Genomic DNA, 18,657 nt, shown 5'->3' with positions numbered 1-18,657 from the left:
CGGAACCGACATGAGCGGACGCCATCGCAAGCCCACCAATACCGGTCGTACCGTCGCGAAGTTCGCGCTGACGGGTGCAGTCCTCGGCGTCACGGGTGTCGCGTTCAGCGGCACCGCCGCTGCCGCTCCCGACTCCGACTGGGACCGCCTCGCACAGTGCGAGTCCGGCGGCAACTGGGGCATCAACACCGGCAACGGCTACCAGGGCGGCCTGCAGTTCTCGCCGAGCACCTGGAACGCCTACGGCGGCCAGGAATACGCTGCCACGGCCCACCAGGCCAGCCGCGAACAGCAGATCGCCGTCGCCGAGCGTGTCCTCGCCGGCCAGGGTTGGGGCGCATGGCCCTCCTGCTCGTCGAGCCTCGGACTGTCGAGCGCGCCCACGCAGCGCTCCGTCGACGCCGCCCCCAGCGCTCCCGCCGAGACCCCGGCGCCCGCCATCCAGAACGCTGTCCCGCAGCTTCCGGAGACCCCCGCTCTCCCCGCCGAGGTCCAGGGCATCCTGGCCGGCTTCGAGCAGGGCGTCGCCGCACTCCAGGACGCCGGCGTCGAGCTCGACCCGAACATCCTGGACGCCGTTCGCGCGGTGCTCCCGCAGTAACACCCCGAACATCCCGGAAGGGCCCCGCACCGATCACGGTGCGGGGCCCTTCCGCATATGCGGACGAGCTCGTTCCTCCCTCACACGACGACGCCCGGCCCCACGAAGGGACCGGGCGTCGTACGGAAGAGCCTGTTCGGTGATCCGCGATCGGATCAGCGGTTGATCACCGTCTTCGGATGCGTGTAGGGCAGGTCCTCGACCGGCAACGGGAACACGGTGTCCTCACCGTACGGGGAGAGCGGACCGGAACGCGTGGACGACAGTTCGGTGACAGCGTGCTCACCGTCGGCCAGCTCGGGCCATCCGTGGTCGACGTAATGCTTTTTCGAAGAGGTAGCCATGCGCTCATTTTGGCAGGTGAGTTCGGGGCCTGCTACCGCAGGTCTCTAATCTGGAGGGGATGTCCCCGACCACGCCCGCTCCCGACACCGCCACGGACTCCCTCGCCCGCTGGCTGGCAGGTCGACGCGACACGGATCTGGCCGCCACGCTGCGCGCCCGTCCCGATCTCGTGGTGCCGCCGCCGGCGAGCATGAACGTGCTCGCGAGCCGAGCGCAGCAACGCGCCTCGGTCTTCCGTGCGGCCGACGAACTCGACACCGCCGCCTTCGGGATCATCGAGGTCCTGGCCCGTCTCGGAGCGGTGGACACCCCCGTCTCCCGCGCCGCCGTGCTCGACGAAGTCTCCGGCCGCATCAGCGCGAGGAATCTCGACCGGATCCTGTCCACCCTGCGCTCGCTGCTGCTCGTGTGGGGTTCCACCGACGAGCTGCGTCTCGTCGCCGCCGCCGTGGACGCCGTTCCGTGGCGCGTCGGACGCACCGGCGACGTCACCGGACCGTCCCGGCAGGAACTCGACGACCTCCTCGCGGCCCTCCCGCCCGAACAGCGGAGCATCCTCGACACCCTGTCGCGCACGTCCCCGATCGGCCGGACCCGCGACGCCGCACCGGACACTTCCGCCGACCGGCCCGTGCAGAAACTGCTCGCCGCCGGGCTGCTCTTCCGTATCGACGACGAGACCGTCGAACTCCCCCATCGGGTGGGCCAGGCGCTGCGCGACGACGCCCCCTTCGATCCGGCGGCGCTCGCTCCCCCGCGCGCACCGAAACCCACCCGCTCGACCGCCGACGTCAACGCGACCGCTGCCGGTGCCGCCCTCGAACTGCTGCGGCACTGCGAGGACGTTCTCGACACTCTCGGGGCGCAACCCGCTCCCGTCCTCAAGGCCGGAGGGCTCGGCGTCCGCGAACTGCATCGCGTCGGGAAGGCGGTCGGACTCGACGACGAGGAGACGGCGCTCGTCGTCGAGGTCCTCGCGGGTGCCGGTCTGATCGCGCGCGGCCTCCCCGAGCCGCCGACTCCCGGGGACGACGACCACTGGGCCCCGACCACCGCTACCGACGCGTGGCTCGCGTCCACCCCCGCCTACCGCTGGGCCGTGCTCGCCGGTGCCTGGCTCGACCTGCCGCGCCGGCCCTGGCTGATCGGCCGCCGCGACCAGAACGACAAGCCGGTCGCCGCACTGTCCGACGAGGTGAAGTCCCCCACCGCCGCCCGCGACCGGCGGCTGCTGCTCGACGTCCTCTCCGACGTGCCGGCGGCGGGCACGGACGTCGCCGACCTGCGTGCCGCAGCGGCGTGGCGTCGTCCTCGCTGGGCGGGCCGCTTCGACACGACGAGTGTCGTGGAGACCGTGCGGGAGGCGACCACACTCGGTCTCGTCGCGCACGGCATGCTCGCGTCGCCGGGAAAGGCGCTGCTGCACGGCGGCGACGCCGAGGCCGAGATGGCGGCGGTGCTGCCCGAACCCGTCGACTACGTGCTCGTCCAGGCCGACCTCACGATCGTCGCCCCCGGACCGCTCGTCCCCGAACTCGGCGAGCGGATCGCGCTCGTCGCCGATGTCGAATCGGCCGGTGCCGCGACCGTCTACCGGATCGGCGACAGCAGTATCCGGCGCGCGCTCGACGCCGGTCTGGGCGCGAGCGACCTGCACGGCCTGTTCGCGACGCATTCGCGCACACCGGTGCCGCAGTCGCTCACCTACCTGATCGACGACGTCGCGCGTCGCCACGGACGCCTGCGGGCCGGTGTGGCGACGTCCTTCGTCCGCGCCGACGATCCGGCTCTGCTCACCGAGGTGCTGTCCGCCCCGGTCGCCGCCACGCTCGCCCTGCGCGCGGTCGCCCCGACCGTCGCGATCTCGCAGGCGCCTCTCGCCGAGGTGCTCACCGAGCTGCGCGCCGCGGGCTTCGCGCCCGCCGGGGAGGACGCCTCGGGAGCGATCGTGGATCTACGGCCCCGGGGCGCCCGTGTCGCGATGCCGCGCGCCCGGGCCCGCTATGCCGGACCCACCGCGCCGAGCGACGAGCAACTCGACACCCTCGTGCGCACGCTGCGCGCCGGCGACCGTGCGGAGGCCGCGACACCGACGGCCTCGGCACGAGGTGACGGCAGCCGGTCCGGTGGTGCGGCGACGCTCGCGCTGCTGCAACTGGCCGTGCACGGCAAGCGCAGCGTCACCCTCGGATACGTCGACGCCCAGGGCGTGGCGACGCGCCGCATCGTCGACCCGGTGTCGGTGGGCGGCGGGCAGGTGCAGGCCTTCGATCCGGCGACCGGCTCGGTGCGTAGCTTCGTGCTGCACCGCGTCACGTCGGTGGCGCTGGTCGACTGACGACGGGCCCGGTGCGGCCGGTCAGGCGTCGCGCACGAGCGTGAACGGTGACGCCGCGATCCGTGATGCCGGAGCAGCCACGAAGGTGAGACCGAGGAGGGTCCCGTCGTCGACGGGGCGGAACTCGTCGCGGACCCAGCGCCACGGCACCGGCCCGTTCGATCCGTACGACACGACGATCGCGGGACGGTCGTCGAGCCACGACGGTTCGAGCGCGACCCGCATGGGCAGCACCTCGCGCAGGGTGCCGTCCGCGTCGGCGAGGAGGTTCACGGCGCTTCCGTCGTCGGCGAACCGCTTGCCGTACCACCGGGGCATCCCACCGAGCGCGATGGCGCGGGGCGCGGCGGCCCGCAGCGCGGCCGGTCCGACGAAGACGGCCCGGTACGTGCCGGCGGCCGGGAGCGCGTCGGCGTGCAGCATCCGGAATCGTTGCTGCAGTCCGCGTATCGATCGCGGCAGCGCGTCGGTGTCCCGTGTCGTCATGAGTTCTCCTCGGTGGTGTGCGCGAATGTGGCCGGTTCGCCGGATGCACGACGCACGGCGTAGCGTGCCGCGAACCGTTCGGCCATCGCCGTGATGGTGAGCGACGGGTTGACTCCGACGTTGGCGGGGATCGCGGAACCGTCCACGACGTACAGGCCCGGATGCCCGAACACCTGGTGATCGGTGTCGATCACGCCGTCCGCCGCGTCGGTGCCCATGGACGCACCTCCGAGGACGTGCGCGGTGATGGACTTGCCCCCGATGCTCTCGAGCAGCAGGTTGAGCGGGCGGCCACCGATCGATTCGGCGAACGAGCGGGCGACGGCATTCGCCTGGGGCAGATAGCTCGGTGCCTGCAGCCCCTCCACTGCCCGTGAACGCAGCACGCGCCGCCAGGGCCGCACCGGCGACCGGTCGAAGACCAGACGGATCTCGTTCTCCACGTCCTGCATCACCGTGAACACACTGAGCCGGCGGATGAAGTTGCGCGCGAACATCGTCCGCAGCTGCAGGGCGGGGCGCGACGCCAGCGCCCGCAGCGCCTCGCGACGTCGCCGACGGGGATCGGCACCGTCCACCAGCGGTCCGAGTTGCAACCGCATGTGCCATCCTCCGACGTAGCGGTTCTGCGTGACGTGGGTGCGTTCGTCCGGATAGAACTCGCTCGAGATCGTCGGTCCGCGGGTGAGGTCGACGTCGACGTCGTCGGCGAGCACGGCGGTGATCGCCTCCGAGTTGGTGCGCACGCCGACACCGAGACGCTCCGAGACGTTCGGCAGTCCCCCGTTCTCCCGCGACCGGAACAGCAGTTCCACGGTGCCGAGGACACCGGCGGCGAGGACGACCTCGCCGGCGCGCAGACGCTCCCCGTCGGCGAGTTCCACTTCGTACCCGCCGGCGTCGAGGGCGGCGACGGACACCACGCGGCTGTCGGGTCGGACCTGGGCTCCGCGACGCTGCGCGAGCCACAGATAGTTGAGGTCGAGGGTGTTCTTGCTGCCGTACGGACATCCGACGAGGCATCCGCCGCACATCACGCACCCGGTGCGCTCCGGTCCTTCTCCACCGAAGAAGGGATCGGGGACGGTGACGCCCTCCTCGCCGAAATGGATCGCCATCGGCGTCGGACCGTAGGTCTCGCCGGCGCCGGCCCGACGCGCGACGACCTCCAGATGCTCGTCCATCGGCCCCTTGATCGGAGCGGTGGCGCGGCCGAGCATGCGGGCGGCCGTCCGGTAGTGCTCGGTCAGCTCCGCACGCCATCCGTCCGGCACCGACGGCCAGGCGGGATCGGTGAAGAACGCATCCTTCGGTTCGAGCAGCACACCCGCCCAGACGATGCTGCCGCCACCCACGCCGACTCCCCCGATGATCCCGACATGGGAGAGGACGCGCTGGGAGAAGAATCCGCGCAGCCCGATCCCGGGCATCCACAGATAGCGACGGGGATCGCGGCGGGCAACGGCGAAATCGTCCCGGGTGTGCCGTCGGCCCTGTTCGAGCACGAGGACCTTCCGGCCCTGCTCGCTCAGGCGCAGTGCCGCGACGGCACCACCGAATCCACTGCCCACCACGATGACGTCGACGGCGCCGCCGTCCGAGGCACCCGCCCGGCTCTGCGATGACATGGCGCAGAGCATAGAGGGCGGTCCGTCCGGCGGCGCCGTCGACGTACAGCCTGTAGGTTCGCGTTCCCCGTGCGGTGAGGCTCAGGGCTGCGTCGCGAGCCCCACGAACGCCCTCCCGACGGTGAACTGGTTCTCCGGCCGCGGGAGTCCGTAGTGCCCACGCAGGGTGGCTTCGGTGTACTCCGTGCGGAACAGACCACGCTCCTGCAGGATCGGCACCACGCCGTCGACGAACTTCTCGAGTCCCGACGGCAGCACCGCGGGCATGATGTTGAAGCCGTCGGCCGCACCGCTGTGGAACCAGTGCTCGATCGTGTCGGCCACCTGCTCGGCCGTGCCCGCGAAGGTGCGGTGGCCACGACCGCCGCCGAGGCGTTCGATGAGCTGCCGCACCGTGAGGTTCTCCCGTCGTGCGAGTTGCACGATGAGCGTGTACCGGCTCTTGGCTCCCTCGATCTCGTCCTCGGACGGCAGGTTCTCCGGCAGCGGCTCGTCGAGCGGAAGCTGCTCCGGCCGCAGCCCGAACCGTTCGGCGAGCTGGCGGCGGGCGTACTCGGGCGAGATCAGCCGGGCCAGTTCGGCGTCGAGTTCCCGTGCTTCCTTCTCCGTATCGCCGATGACGGGCACGATGCCCGGGAGGATCAGCACCTGCCGCGGGTCGCGGCCGACCTTGCCGACACGGTCCTTGACGTCGTCGTAGAACGCCTTGCCCTCTTCGAAGGTGGGCTGGGCGGTGAAGATCGCCTCGGCGTACAGCGCGGCGAAGTCCTTGCCGTTCTCCGACGAGCCCGCCTGCACGAGCAGCGGGTAGCCCTGCGGTGACCGCGGCACGTTGAGCGGCCCGGCCACCGAGAAGAACTCTCCCTCGTGTTCGAAGGTGTGGACCTTCGCGGAGTCGGCGTGGATCGCCGCCTCCTTGTCGGCGACGATCGCGTCGTCCTCCCAGCTGTCCCACAGCTTGGTCGACACCTCGACGAACTCGGCGGCCCGCGCGTAGCGGCTCTTGTGCGCCGGCACCCCGTCGAGACCGAAGTTGCGGGCGGCGTCGTCACCGGCGGTGGTGACGATGTTCCAGCCCGCACGTCCACCGCTGACGAAGTCCAGCGACGCGAATCTCCGCGCGAGGTTGTAGGGCTCGTTGTAGGTCGTCGACGCGGTCCCGATGAGACCGATCCGCTCGGTGGCCGTCGCGATCGCGGTGAGGATGATCGTGGGTTCGAGCTTGCCGCTCGGACGCCGTTCGGGATTCGCGAACAGTACGGGGCTGTCGGCGAGGAACACCGAGTCGAACCTGCCACGTTCCGCGGTGCGGGCGAGCGAGATGTAGTGCTGGATGTCGAGATTCGCGTTCGGGTCGCTCTCCGGCAGACGCCACGCCGCTTCATGGTGTCCGATGGGCATGAGGAAGGCGTTGAGGTGCAATCGACGGTCGGTCATGTCTTCTCCTGTCGTGAAAGGTCTTTCGTCACGGTTGTGTGATGACACCGAGGGCGGTGAGGAGGTCCTCCCTGATGTCCCGGAAACCGGGGTCGGTGATGGAACGGGGTTTGTCGAGATCCACGTGGCGGTCGACGGCGATGCGTCCTTCGTCCAGCACGACGATCCGGTCGGCGAGGACGATCGCCTCGTCGACGTCGTGGGTCACGAGCAGCACCGTGGGACGGTGCGCGCGGACGAGGTCGTCGAGCAGTCCGTGCATCCTGATGCGGGTCAGGGCGTCGAGTGCACCGAACGGCTCGTCGGCGAGCAGCAACTGCGGCTCCCGCACCAGGGCCCGGGCCAGCGCGACACGCTGTTGTTCCCCACCCGAGAGTTCGAGCGGCCAGGCGTCCTCACGTCCGGCCAGGCCGACCTCGGCCAGCATCTCGGATCCCCGGCTCCTCCCCTGCCTGTCGAGTCCGAGCGTGACGTTGTCGAGCACGCGCAGCCAGGGCAGCAGGCGGGAGTCCTGGAAGGCGACGGAGACCTTCTCCGGTACCGCGAGTGCGCCGCCGCGGATCTCCACGTCGTAGTCGAGTCCGGCGAGCGCACGCAGCAGGGTGGACTTCCCGGACCCGCTCCTGCCGAGCAGGGCGACGAACTGCCCGTCGGGGATCTCGAGGTCGAGCCCGTCGAGCACGTTCCGGTCGCCGAAGCCGCGGATCAGGCCGCGGATGCGTACGGCGTTCATCCGCCCAGCGTCTTCCGCCAGGCGAGCGCGCGACGCTCGAGCAACCGGAGGCCGGCGTCGGATGCCAGACCGAAGACGCCGTAGACGAGCAATCCGACGAGGATGACGTCCGGCTGACCGTAGTTCTGGGCGTTGAACATCATCTTGCCCAGGCCGCTCACGGCGTTGATGCTCTCGACCACGATCAGGGTGAGCCACGCACCGGTCACCGCGAGGCGCAGACCGAGGAAGAATCCGGGCAGCGCTCCCCGCAGCACCACCTTCCACACGAACTGTGCACGGGTGAGGCCGAGTACCTCGGCGAGTTCGACGTAGCGCTGTTCGATGGCCGTGAGGGCGTTGTGCGTCTGGATGTAGATGGTCACGACCGTGCCGAGCGCAATCACCGTTATCTTGAAGGTCTCGCCGATGCCGAGCCACAGGATCAGCAACGGGATGAGACCCAGAGTGGGGATCGCACGCTTGAACTGTACGGGGCCGTCGATCAACGCTTCGCCCGTACGTGTCAGTCCTGACGCGAGTGCGAGCGCCGTACCGATGACGCATCCGATCACGAAGCCCAGCACGGCACGGCTCAGCGACGCCAGGATGTGTTGCTGCAGAGTTCCCTCCGCGACGAGTTCGATCGCGCTGGTCACCACCGTCCAGGGAGCGGAGAGCTTGCGGTCGTCGATCCACCCGGCGCCCGAACCGATCGCCCACACGGCGAGCAGCAGAACCACGCCGGTCATGCGCGAGAACGGGACGGCCTTGCGGAGACCGAGCCGACGGAGCGGCCTGATCCCCTCCGTCGGTGGCGGATCGACGGGAGCCGGCGTACGGGCGCCGACCTCCACCGGTTGTGTCAGTGTGCCGGTCACGAATCCGACCCCTTCCGGTACTCCTGCGGAACGGATTCCGCGGCAACGGTTTCGAATCTGCGATCGAAGATCTGCTCGACGTCGAACTCGTCGAACCACCCGGCCTCGTCGAGCAGTTCCGAGGTTTCCTGCGTCCACTCGATCGCGGAGTCCCAGTCGGTGGGGTAGGCCGGTTTCTGCCCGACGGTTTCGATGATCCGCTTACCGTCCTCGTACGAGACCCCTTCGCTCTCGACGTAGTACCTGCGGATCCACTCGTCCTGGTTCTCCCACGCCCAGACGTCTCCCTACGCCCACAGCGGGATGAACTCCTTGATCGCCGCGACCTTCGCGGGATCCTCGAGCACGGACACCGGAGCCCACAGAACGCTCAACGCGTCGACCTCGGGCGTGAACACCCCTCGCGCACCCTCGGTTTCGTACTGGTTCAGATACTTCGTGAGAGTCGGTTCCGCCAGCGGTGCGACGTCGACCTGTTTCGCCTGGAGTGCCGTGAGGAACTGCGTGCTCGGTAGTTCGACGAATTCCACCTCGTCGAGGCCGATTCCGGCCGACTTCAACGTCCGGAGCACGACGACACCCTGGGCCTGCCCCGGTGACAGCGCGATCTTCCTGCCGCGCAGGTCGTCCAACGAATCGATGTCGGCACCGGACGCCGTCGCGAGCGAATACTGCGGCGAATCCTTCTCGCGTACGGCGACGATTCTGGCGTCGAGCCCGGTGGCACGGGCCTGGATGGGAGGGATCGCCGCGTTGGACGCGAGATCGACGGCGTCGCCGCGGAACGCCTGGATGACGTCGGGACCGGCGGAGACGTCGGGCCAGTCCGACACCGTGAACGGCAACTCGTCGATACGGCCGGTGGCCTCGAGCTGGATGCGGGTGGGCTTGACCGCGATGCTCAACGACGTCCCCGGTGGAATCTCCTCGGGGAGTTCGGCGTCGGCGGACAATCCCCCGGTCGAACCGCCGGCACACCCGGTGAGCACGACGCTCAGCGCGGCCGCGACGACGATCGGAGCGCGCGATCTTCGAGAGCGCACGAGTGAGGACACGGTCATGAGAACTCCTTGCGAAGGTGAGGGGCGCGACGTCGCGCGGAATGCGCCGACGCGCGCTACCGGAGGACGAACGGGAACCCGGGCGCGGGCCCGGCCCCGAGAGGAACGATCCCGAGATCAGCGGTCGCGGTATAGCCGACAGCGACAGTGCGGACAACCGCGGAACCGCGATCGGTGGACGACGCGACACGCACGGTGCTCGCGACGCGAGGCACTGCGGCCTGCGATCACGGTCCGGCCCATCGCTCTCCCCCGTCTGCCCGGGCTGTGGACATCCTCTGTCCGCACAGCATCGCCGGTGACGGTATCGGCCGCGCGGAACTTCCCGACAGGGATCGACGCACGGTGAAATCAACTCCGGAAACCGGAGTGCGGGATATTTCGGCGCCGTGTTCGGATGGCGCACAGAATAATTCGAGCGACTGGCATTTCCTGGGAAATGACGTATGGTGTGGTCCTGTCGAGTGGTTGTTCATCGAAGATGGAGTGACAATGGCCGACAAGGGCAAGAATCCGAAGAAGCCTGCGAAGTCCCTGAAGGAACGTCGCCAGGAGAAGCGGCAGAAGGCCGCCGAAGCCGGCGAGTTCATCCGTAAGCGGAAGCGGAGCTGAATCCGGTTGCAGGCCATGGATCTCGAAATCGCGGCGCTCGAAGCGCTGTACGAGAAGATAAGTGGATTGTCCGGTCGGGAAACGGGCACCGACGCACAGCGGCACGGATATCGTGCCGCATTGGCGCGTGCACGGGTGTTCGTTCTCGACGAGCGAGCCGGCGCGATGAAACAGCCGGCCTGAGAAAGAGAAATCGGTACTGGAATGAAGCGGACGCTGCATGCCCTGGACAAGATCCAGGAACGACTCGAATCGGAACTGGATTCGAGGCCTCCCGCCTCCGAGAAGGACGCCGGCTACCGGTCCGGTATCTCCGAGGCACTGGTGTGCGTGATGGAGGTGCGGCAGTCGCTCGCACGGTGAGTACGCCGTGAAACCGGTCGGCCGTGCGTTCCCGCCACGGGGGAACGCACGGCCGTACACCGTCGTGGTGGCGCGGTACGGCCCGAACCTGGAGAATGGGAAAGTTCTACTTTCCATCCACAGGAGGCACTCGTGGCCGACGGACCGCTCATCGTCCAGTCCGACAAGACCGTGCTCCTCGAGGTCGATCACGAACGGGCGAACGAGGCGCGGCAGGCGATCGCACCCTTCGCCGAGCTCGAACGCGCCCCCGAGCACATCCACACCTACCGGGTGACGCCGCTGGCACTGTGGAACGCTCGTGCCGCCGGTCACGACGCCGAGCAGGTCGTCGATGCGCTGGTCTCGCATTCCCGGTTCGCCGTCCCGCAGGCGCTGCTCGTCGACATCGTCGACACCATGGGCCGCTACGGGCGCCTCCAGCTGGTCAAGAACCCCGCGCACGGCCTGACCCTGGTCAGCCTCGACCGGGCGGTGCTCGCCGAGGTCCTGCGGAACAAGAAGATCGCCCCGATGCTCGGTGCCCGCATCGACGACGACACCGTGATCGTGCATCCGAGCGAGCGCGGACGCGTCAAGCAGATGCTGCTGAAGATCGGCTGGCCGGCCGAGGACCTTGCGGGGTACGTCGACGGCGAGGCCCATTCGATCTCACTGGACTTCGAGACGAACCCCTGGCACCTGCGCGACTACCAGGAACTGGCCGCCGACTCGTTCTGGTCGGGCGGCTCGGGTGTCGTGGTGCTGCCGTGCGGTGCCGGCAAGACGATGGTCGGCGCCGCCGCGATGGCGAAGGCCGGCGCGACGACGCTCATCCTCGTGACGAACACGGTCGCCGGGCGCCAGTGGAAGCGCGAACTGATCGCCCGCACGTCCCTCACCGAGGACGAGATCGGCGAGTACTCGGGCGAGAAGAAGGAGATCCGTCCGGTCACCATCGCCACCTACCAGGTGATCACGCGCAAGTCGAAGGGTGAATACCGCAATCTCGAGTTGTTCGACTCCCGCGACTGGGGGCTGATGATCTACGACGAGGTGCACCTGCTTCCGGCGCCGGTCTTCCGGATGACCGCCGACCTGCAGTCCCGCCGCCGCCTCGGGCTCACCGCGACCCTCGTGCGCGAGGACGGACGCGAAGGCGACGTCTTCTCGCTCATCGGCCCGAAGCGGTTCGACGCACCGTGGAAGGACATCGAGGCCCAGGGCTGGATCGCCCCCGCCGACTGCGTGGAGGTCCGCGTGACCCTCACCGACGCCGAGCGCATGGCGTACGCGGTGGCCGAGCCCGAGGAGCGGTACAAGCTGTGCTCGACCGCGCGCACCAAGATCCCGGTGGTGAAGTCGATCCTCGAGCAGCACAAGGACGCCCCGACACTGATCATCGGCGCCTACATCGATCAGCTCGACGAGCTCGGTGAAGCGCTCGACGCCCCGGTCATCAAGGGTTCGACGAAGACGAAGGAACGCGAGGCGCTGTTCGACCGGTTCCGGTCGGGCGAGTTGAAGGTGCTCGTCGTGTCGAAGGTCGCGAACTTCTCCATCGACCTGCCGGAGGCCTCGGTCGCGATCCAGGTGTCGGGCACCTTCGGTTCGCGTCAGGAGGAGGCCCAGCGTCTCGGGCGGCTGCTGCGTCCGAAGCACGACGGCGGCCAGGCCCACTTCTACTCCGTGGTCTCGCGCGACACCCTCGACGCCGAGTACGCCGCGCACCGCCAGCGGTTCCTCGCCGAGCAGGGTTACGCGTACCGGATCACCGACGCCGACGACCTGCTCGGACCGCAGATCGGCTGACGCAGAGTTTTCCGGGACCACGGGTACCCCGCGTCACAGCGGCCGGTATTCCTGTTCGGGACGGCCGGTGGTGCCGTAGCGCAACTGCATCCGCAGGCGTTTCTTCGCGACGAGGGCCGCGAGATAGCGCTGGGCGGTCGCGCGCGACACCCCGATCGTCACGGCCACCTCCCCCGCCGACATCGGTTCCGGGGATTCCCGGAGCGCCTGCATCACGAGCTCTTCGGTCATCGAACGCGAGGGTGCCGGGCGGGCGGCCGGTAACACCGGCCGCAGTGCGGCCAGTGCCGTGTCGATCTCGTTCTGGGCGAGCTCCTCCCCCGCGACGACCCTGCGGTACTGCGCGTAGGCCGCCAGGCGGCGGGCCAGTTCGGTGCTCGCGAACGGCTTGACCAGGTACACCAGTGCACCGGCGGCGAGCGCCGCGCGCACCGCCGTGCCCTCGCCGGCGGCGCCGAGCACGAAACTGTCGCATTCGAGGCTCCGGATCAGGTCGATCCCGGAGCCGTCCGGTAGGTACACGTCCACGAGGGCGAGGTCGACGGGTCCGGCCCGAACGGCGTCCCGGGCGGCCGCGATGCTCCCGGCGACCGCGCAGACCTCGAATCCCGCCACCCCCGAGACCACGGATGCGTGGAGTTCGGCGACGCGGAAGTCGTCGTCGACGACGAGGACCTTCAGATCCGTTCCGCCCATCCCGTGTCCCTTTCGTCGAGCATCCCGGGCAGAGTCGCCAGGAAGACCGCACCCCCGGTCGGATTCTCCGGTGTGCGCTGCCCGCCGCGGTCCGCCAGCACGACGTCGCCGCCGTGCAGCCGCGCGATGCGTCGGGCCAGCGCCAGCCCCATTCCGCGGCCACCGGGCACCGTCGGATCGCTCCGGGTCGTCGCGCCCTCGACGAAGACGTCGGGCAGCGCGGGATCGACGCCGTCGCCGGTGTCCGCGACACTCACGTGCAGCTCGCCACCGTCCTCCATCAGTTCGACCTCCACCTCGGCCGGTGTGCGCCCACTCGTGCGTGCCGCCTCGATCGCATTGTCGAGCAGGTTCCCGAGCACCGTGGTGACGTCGACAGGTGCCCGCACGGTGGCATGCACCCACGTGTTCTCGCCGAGCACGAGCGTGACTCCCTGCTCGCGCGCATGCGCGGCCTTCGCGACGAGGAAGGCGTGCAGATACGGGTCGGTGATCGCGTCGATGCCCTCGAGCTGCTCACCGAGCGGGCCCGAACCGAGGATCTGTTCGATGTACGCGAGCGCCTGCTCCGCATGCCCCCGGCGGAGCAGTCCGTCGAGCAGGTGGAGCCGGTTCGCGAATTCGTGCCTCTGCGCCCGCAGCGCCGTACTCATCGCCTTGACCGCGTCGAGTTCGCGCGTGAGCGTCTCGATGTCGGTCCGGTCCCGCACCGACATCACCGTGCCGAGATCCCGGCCGTCGCGCACCACGCGCCGCGAGACGGCGACGACGACCCGGTCGCCGGTGGTCGCCGCGACCGGGATGCCGTCCGCGGAGCGCAGCACGTCGAGCAGCCGCGGGGTGATCCCGAGAGTGTCGACGTTGCGACCGATCCGGTCGTCGAGATCGAGCAGGCGACGTGCCTCGGCGTTGACGACCGTGACGATGCCGCGGGCATCGGTGCCGACGACCCCGTCGGAGATCCCGTGCAGCACGACCTCCTGTTCGCGGACCAGCTCGGTGAGCTGTTCGGGTTCGAGTCCCAGGGTGAGTCGCTTCCAGCGGTTGGCGAGCAGCAACGATCCGGCAGCACCGCACACGAGTGCTGCAAGCGCGATCAGGACGGCATCGGCGAGGTCGCTGCGCAGGTCGGCGCGCACCCGGTCGGTGGCGATGCCGACGCTCACCTCCCCGACCACCCTGCCCGAGACGGGATCGCTCACCGGCACCTTCGCCCGCACGGAATCGCCGAGCGTGCCCGACTCGCTGGTCACGACCTCGCGTCCGGCGAGGGCCTCGGTGGGGTCGGTGCTCACCCTCCGGCCGAGTTGCTCCGGATCGGGATGGGCCAGCCGGAGTCCCTGGTCGTCGGTGACCACGACGAACAACGCCCCGGTGGCGGTACGGACGGCCTCGGCGGCCTGCTGCACCGCACCGGCTGCGAGTTCCGGGTTGTCCGGGGAGACCACCCCGTCGTCGGCGGCCGAATAACGTGCGACCTCGGCCCGCGCGGTCGGGTCCGCGGACACCGACCGCGCAATCGCGAGCGCCCGCTGACCGTACTCGTCGGTGACGCGGTCCTCGGTGGTGGTGGCGAACACCGTGAATCCGATGCCGAGTGCCACCGCCACCACCGCGGACTGGAGCAGAAGTACCTGGGTGCGAAGTTTCACGGCGTCGCTCCCGTTCGTCCCATCCGTCCAGTGTGGCCCGGGGCCGATCTCACCCGAACGGAATCTGCCCGAGTACCACCCCGACCACGAGCATCACGACCGAGACCACTCCGGCGCGCCACAGCACCTTGCGGTGGTGGTCGGCCAGCGGCACCCCGGCGAGGGTCACCAGCAGCAGGATCGCCGGGACCAGCGGGCTCTGCATGTGGACGGGCTGTCCGGTGATCGATGCGCGCGCCATCTCGACCGGTTCGATGCCGTACTGCGCTGCCGTCTCCGCCAGGACGGGGAGCACCCCGAAGTAGAAGGCGTCGTTGGTCATGAAGAAGGTCATCGGGATGCTGAGCAGACCGGTGATGACGGCGAGGAACGGGCCGAGCGAGTCGGGGACGACGCCGGTGAGCCACAACGCCATCGACTCGACCATGCCGGTGCCCTGGAACACACCGGTCAGGACGGCCGCGGCGAACACCATCGCGACGACCGACACGATGCTCGACGAGTGCCGTGCGATCGCGGCGGACTGGTCGACGACGCGCGGGAAGTTCACGGCCAGTGCGATACCCGCGGCGATCATGAACAGCACGGGGATCGGCAGGATGTCGAGACCGAGGACGACGAGCAGTGCCACCGTGAGGATCGCGTTGAAGGGCAGCAGACGCGGACGCAGGGTCGGACGGTCGGGGTCGAGCCCGGCAGCCAACTGCCCGACCTCCCCGGCCTCGTCCGTGTCCTTGCCGATCGTCGTACCCACTCCGGACGGGCCGGCGCCGAGCGGCATCAGGTCGGGCTTCCATGTGAGCTTCCCGAGGCGGCGACGCTCGACGAAGCCCAGGTGGGCGGCGAAGCCCAGCACGACCACGAGTCCGACGACGAGCGACGGGATCATCGGGACGAACACCTCGGACGGGGACAACCCGAGCGCGCTGGCCGCACGGACCGTCGGCCCGCCCCACGGGATGATGTTCATCGTGGCGTTCGCCAGTCCCGCGACGACGGTGAGGACGACGGGGCTGACCTTCAGTTTCAGGTAGAGCGGCAGCAGCGCGGAGGTGGTGATGATGAACGTCGTGGACCCGTCCCCGTCGAGGGAGACGACCATCGCCAGCACCGCGGTTCCGATCACCAGTCGCGCCGGGTCGTCGCGCACGAGCCGCAGGATGAGCCGCACGAGCGGGTCGAACAGGCCGACGTCGATCATGATGCCGAAGAAGACGATCGCGAAGAACAGCAGCGCCGCTGTGGGGGCGAGACTTTCGACGCCGTCGACGATCATGTCGCCGATGTCGGTGCCGGCTCCGGCGATGAGGCCGAACGCGACCGGGATCAGGATCAGGCCGACGACCGGAGTGGCCCGTTTCGACATGATCAGGTACATGAACGTGGCGACCATCAGGAAGCCGAGGACGACGAGCATGGCGGTGCCCACTTTCTGACGTGGTCGGGGCCGGTCCGGGCACACGTCCACTGCGGGTCGCGGTGCGACCGGAGGTTCGTGCGGGGGTCCGGCTCGAAGCCGTGAGGATTGTGTGATCTCTGCTACAGCAGAGTGTGTGGCCACGTCCCTCACCGAGTCACCGTTGCGCGCGAAAGCCCCGTTGTGCGCATTCTGCTCGAGCCGGTCGTGGTCGGCCGAAGGGGTCCAATAAGCTGGTGGCGTGCGCCGCTTCGACTTCCCCGTGGACCTGCCCCATGCCAAGGCCGTGAACCAGACCCTCGCGGATGTCCGTCGTCTGCGATGGTCGGCGATATTCGTCGGCCTGGTGTGCGTCGCGGGTGCGGTCGGTCTGTTCCTGCTCGGTGAGGCCTGGGCGTACATCGTCGCCGCCGTGCTGGCGGTCGCGGCCGCGACGTCGGTGTGGGTGGCGCTGTGGGCGCCGCGCAAGGTGGGGACCATCGAGCAGCTCTACCGCGACAGCCCGCTCGTCCCGGCCGTCGTCGCCGCCAAGCGTGCCCGCGGGCTGACGCTGCTCGCGCTGGTCGACATCGCCAAGCCCGAGACGTCCGGCCGGCACTTCGCCCTGGTCACCCGCAATGTGGAGGCGGTGCCGGGTCATCGGATCGCGATCGGTGAGCGGGTGCCGTGTGCCGCCGTCCTGTCCGACCGCACGACCCGCAACGACTCGGGGGCATGGCAGATGGTCGGCCCAATGCCGATCGCCTGGGGTACCCGTGATCAGAAGGTCATCGCCGACGCGGTCGCGCAGATCCCCGAGGTGGAGTGGCGCGTGCTGAAGGACAAGCTGAAGATGGTGGACCAGGTCGACGCCACCGACGAGCGTCGCCTCGAACTGGCGAGCAAGGAACTGCCGCCCGAGCTGCGGTGACACAGGACTGCGGTGACATGGAAGTACGCACGCTGACCGACGGTGCGGTGGTGCTCTCGCCACCGGGTCCGGCCGACGTCGACGCCATCACCGAGGCGTGCCGGGATCCTCTGATCGCCCGGTGGACCACCGTGCCCTCCCCCTACACCCGGGCCGACGCACTGCACTTCGTCGAGGACGTCGTTCCGGCCAAGTGGGCGAACGGTTTCCCCGATTGGGCCGTACGAAGCTCCGCGGATGGGATGTTCTGCGGCATGGTCGGATTCGTCCCGCGTGAGAGTGCCGATCCGGAGATCGGCTACTGGATCGCACCGACGGCCCGAGGCCGGGGTACGGCGACGGCCGCGGTGCGACTGGCATGTGGCTTCGCCTTCGCGCAGGACGGCATGAACGTCCCGCGGGGCGCCTGGCGCGCATTCGTCGGGAACGACGCCTCGGCGCTCGTCGCGCGACGGGCCGGGTTCCGGTACGAGGGCATCGCCCGCAACGGCCTGCTCCAGCGGGGCGTGCCGAGGGACGTGTGGGTCGCCGGACTGTCCGCCGACGACCCACCCGGCCCCGTGGACGGCTGGCCCCTGTAGCCCTCGGGCGCTGTGGCCTCAGCGCTGTAGTACCCGGGGCCGCGGGTATCACGCGAGGTGCGGAAGCACTTCCTTCTCGAGCAGCTCCAGCCCCGAGGTGTCGTAGGCAGCCTCGGGAACGTAGAAGATCGCGTACTCGAGCCCCTGCTTCTTCAGCGCCGTGAGGTTCTCGACGATCTGCTCGGGAGTTCCGACGGCGGGCATCCCCCGGAAGGCGTCGAGCGCCCCGTCGGCCTTCTCCGCTCCGACGATCGGTTCGAGACGGGCCCGCAGAGCCTCGAGCCGGTCCTGCACCTCGGCTTCGGTGCGGCCGATCGCCACGTTGTAGTTGGCCGATCGCACGATGGTGTCGAAGTCGGTGCCGACCTCGGCGCAGTGCTCGCGCAGGATCTCCGACTTCCGCGCGAATCCTTCGGGTGTGCCGTCGAAGTTGGTGTACTGCGCGTACTTCGCGGCGATCTTCAAGGTCACCTTCTCGCCGCCGCCGGCGATCCACAGGGGAATACCGCCGTCCTGCAGCGGAAGCGGACGGACGATGGCGCCGTCGACGGTGTAGTGCCTGCCCGAGAACGTCGCAGAGCCCGTGGTCCACGCCTGGCGGAAGATCTGCACGCCCTCGTCGAGCCGACGCAGTCGATCACCCGCCGACGGGAATCCGTAACCGTATGCGCGCCATTCCTGTTCGTACCATCCGCCACCGATCCCCATTTCGATGCGCCCACCGGAGATGATGTCGGCGGTCGCCGCGACCTTCGCGAGATAGGCGGGGTTGCGGTAGGCCATGGCGGTGCACATCTGGCCGATGCGCACACGGTCGGTGACGGCGGCGAAGGCCGACACGAGAGTCCATGCCTCGTGAGTGGCCTCGTCGGTGGGTACAGGGACGGTGTGGAAGTGGTCGTACACCCAGATCGACTCCCACGGGCCGCGATCGGCACGGAGCGCGAGATCGCGCATCACCTGCCACTGGTCGGAGGGATCGATGCCGACGAGGTCCAGGCGCCAACCCTGGGGAACGAACAGTCCGAAACGCATGCGGCTCCTTCGCTGATAGGTACGGGCGCGATGTCGTCCATCACCCACGGGCTCCAGTGTGCAGTGCGACCGCCGAACATTCTTCCGAACTCCGGCGCCGTGCGCGACACG

The 18,657-nt window shown here is 69.3% G+C and carries 19 protein-coding genes; 8 read left to right on the top strand and 11 right to left on the bottom strand.

Going from position 1 to position 18,657, the window contains the following annotated elements; translation table 11 throughout:
* Window positions 1-10: 10 nt before the first annotated feature.
* Window positions 11-601, top strand: coding sequence for a resuscitation-promoting factor Rpf1 domain-containing protein (locus U9J23_RS04405; protein ID WP_059381813.1), 591 nt, complete (start codon window positions 11-13; stop codon window positions 599-601).
* 155 nt (window positions 602-756) lie between these two features.
* Here U9J23_RS04405 and U9J23_RS04400 read toward each other — a convergent pair whose 3' ends face one another.
* Complete coding sequence (locus U9J23_RS04400; RefSeq protein ID WP_006551681.1) at window positions 757-945, bottom strand: hypothetical protein; 189 nt, start codon at window positions 943-945, stop codon at window positions 757-759.
* A gap of 59 nt (window positions 946-1,004) precedes the next feature.
* Here U9J23_RS04400 and U9J23_RS04395 point away from each other — a divergent pair, with 59 nt between their 5' ends.
* Window positions 1,005-3,284 carry a helicase-associated domain-containing protein gene (locus U9J23_RS04395; protein WP_229580995.1) on the top strand — a complete coding sequence of 760 codons (2,280 nt, stop codon included), beginning with the start codon at window positions 1,005-1,007 and terminating at the stop codon, window positions 3,282-3,284.
* A gap of 21 nt (window positions 3,285-3,305) precedes the next feature.
* Here the strand turns inward: U9J23_RS04395 and U9J23_RS04390 are convergent, their stop codons facing one another.
* The 6 genes from U9J23_RS04390 to U9J23_RS04365 form a co-directional block, all read right to left on the bottom strand.
* On the bottom strand, window positions 3,306-3,770 hold the full coding sequence (locus U9J23_RS04390) for a hypothetical protein (RefSeq protein WP_272266799.1): 465 nt from the start codon (window positions 3,768-3,770) through the stop codon (window positions 3,306-3,308).
* A complete protein-coding gene (locus U9J23_RS04385; RefSeq protein WP_059381852.1) occupies window positions 3,767-5,398 on the bottom strand; it encodes a GMC oxidoreductase in 1,632 nt (543 codons plus the stop codon). The genes U9J23_RS04390 and U9J23_RS04385 overlap by 4 nt, the downstream gene beginning before the upstream one ends.
* Before the next feature lie 81 nt (window positions 5,399-5,479).
* Window positions 5,480-6,835 carry an LLM class flavin-dependent oxidoreductase gene (locus U9J23_RS04380; protein WP_085469253.1) on the bottom strand — a complete coding sequence of 452 codons (1,356 nt, stop codon included), beginning with the start codon at window positions 6,833-6,835 and terminating at the stop codon, window positions 5,480-5,482.
* Window positions 6,836-6,863: 28 nt separating this feature from the next.
* Window positions 6,864-7,589 carry an ABC transporter ATP-binding protein gene (locus tag U9J23_RS04375; RefSeq protein WP_059381853.1) on the bottom strand — a complete coding sequence of 242 codons (726 nt, stop codon included), beginning with the start codon at window positions 7,587-7,589 and terminating at the stop codon, window positions 6,864-6,866.
* The gene (locus tag U9J23_RS04370; RefSeq protein ID WP_059381817.1) at window positions 7,565-8,428 is read right to left on the bottom strand and encodes an ABC transporter permease; all 864 of its coding nucleotides are present in this window, start codon (window positions 8,426-8,428) and stop codon (window positions 7,565-7,567) included. The genes U9J23_RS04375 and U9J23_RS04370 overlap by 25 nt, the downstream gene beginning before the upstream one ends.
* A 287-nt stretch (window positions 8,429-8,715) precedes the next feature.
* Window positions 8,716-9,489, bottom strand: a complete 774-nt coding sequence (locus tag U9J23_RS04365; protein WP_326601554.1) for an ABC transporter substrate-binding protein — start codon at window positions 9,487-9,489, stop codon at window positions 8,716-8,718.
* A 174-nt stretch (window positions 9,490-9,663) separates the two neighbouring features.
* Between U9J23_RS04365 and U9J23_RS04360 the strand changes: the two genes are divergently transcribed.
* The 4 genes from U9J23_RS04360 (at window position 9,664) to U9J23_RS04345 (ending at window position 12,255) form a co-directional block, all read left to right on the top strand.
* A complete protein-coding gene (locus U9J23_RS04360) occupies window positions 9,664-10,101 on the top strand; it encodes a hypothetical protein (RefSeq protein WP_155418936.1) in 438 nt (145 codons plus the stop codon).
* Window positions 10,102-10,116: 15 nt separating this feature from the next.
* Window positions 10,117-10,284: a hypothetical protein gene (locus U9J23_RS04355; RefSeq protein WP_016691300.1), complete on the top strand. Its 168-nt coding sequence runs from the start codon at window positions 10,117-10,119 to the stop codon at window positions 10,282-10,284.
* 21 nt (window positions 10,285-10,305) lie between these two features.
* Window positions 10,306-10,464: a hypothetical protein gene (locus tag U9J23_RS04350; protein ID WP_016691299.1), complete on the top strand. Its 159-nt coding sequence runs from the start codon at window positions 10,306-10,308 to the stop codon at window positions 10,462-10,464.
* Between the two features lie 132 nt (window positions 10,465-10,596).
* Window positions 10,597-12,255, top strand: coding sequence for a DNA repair helicase XPB (locus U9J23_RS04345; RefSeq protein WP_230824556.1), 1,659 nt, complete (start codon window positions 10,597-10,599; stop codon window positions 12,253-12,255).
* Between the two features lie 33 nt (window positions 12,256-12,288).
* Here the strand turns inward: U9J23_RS04345 and U9J23_RS04340 are convergent, their stop codons facing one another.
* Genes U9J23_RS04340 through U9J23_RS04330 form a run of 3 tightly spaced genes read right to left on the bottom strand, consistent with a single transcriptional unit; the run spans window position 12,289 to window position 16,020 of the window.
* Complete coding sequence (locus U9J23_RS04340) at window positions 12,289-12,951, bottom strand: response regulator (protein ID WP_230824558.1); 663 nt, start codon at window positions 12,949-12,951, stop codon at window positions 12,289-12,291.
* Window positions 12,933-14,603: an ATP-binding protein gene (locus U9J23_RS04335; RefSeq protein ID WP_230824561.1), complete on the bottom strand. Its 1,671-nt coding sequence runs from the start codon at window positions 14,601-14,603 to the stop codon at window positions 12,933-12,935. Before U9J23_RS04335 ends, U9J23_RS04340 begins: the two co-directional genes overlap by 19 nt.
* A gap of 49 nt (window positions 14,604-14,652) precedes the next feature.
* The gene (locus U9J23_RS04330) at window positions 14,653-16,020 is read right to left on the bottom strand and encodes a CitMHS family transporter (protein ID WP_200360159.1); all 1,368 of its coding nucleotides are present in this window, start codon (window positions 16,018-16,020) and stop codon (window positions 14,653-14,655) included.
* A 241-nt stretch (window positions 16,021-16,261) separates the two neighbouring features.
* Here U9J23_RS04330 and U9J23_RS04325 point away from each other — a divergent pair, with 241 nt between their 5' ends.
* Window positions 16,262-16,930: a DUF3239 domain-containing protein gene (locus U9J23_RS04325; RefSeq protein ID WP_230824563.1), complete on the top strand. Its 669-nt coding sequence runs from the start codon at window positions 16,262-16,264 to the stop codon at window positions 16,928-16,930.
* Window positions 16,931-16,947: 17 nt separating this feature from the next.
* Window positions 16,948-17,511, top strand: a complete 564-nt coding sequence (locus U9J23_RS04320; protein WP_272266806.1) for a GNAT family N-acetyltransferase — start codon at window positions 16,948-16,950, stop codon at window positions 17,509-17,511.
* A gap of 48 nt (window positions 17,512-17,559) precedes the next feature.
* On the opposite strand, the gene U9J23_RS04315 is transcribed toward U9J23_RS04320, so the two are convergent.
* A complete protein-coding gene (locus tag U9J23_RS04315; RefSeq protein ID WP_230824565.1) occupies window positions 17,560-18,546 on the bottom strand; it encodes an LLM class F420-dependent oxidoreductase in 987 nt (328 codons plus the stop codon).
* Window positions 18,547-18,657: the final 111 nt, after the last annotated feature.

The organism is Rhodococcus sp. PD04 (genome assembly GCF_035918275.1).
Taxonomy (GTDB): domain Bacteria; phylum Actinomycetota; class Actinomycetes; order Mycobacteriales; family Mycobacteriaceae; genus Rhodococcus; species Rhodococcus rhodochrous.
The sequence above is the reverse complement of the archived record's forward strand: the minus strand, read 5'-3'. Positions and strand labels throughout refer to the sequence as shown.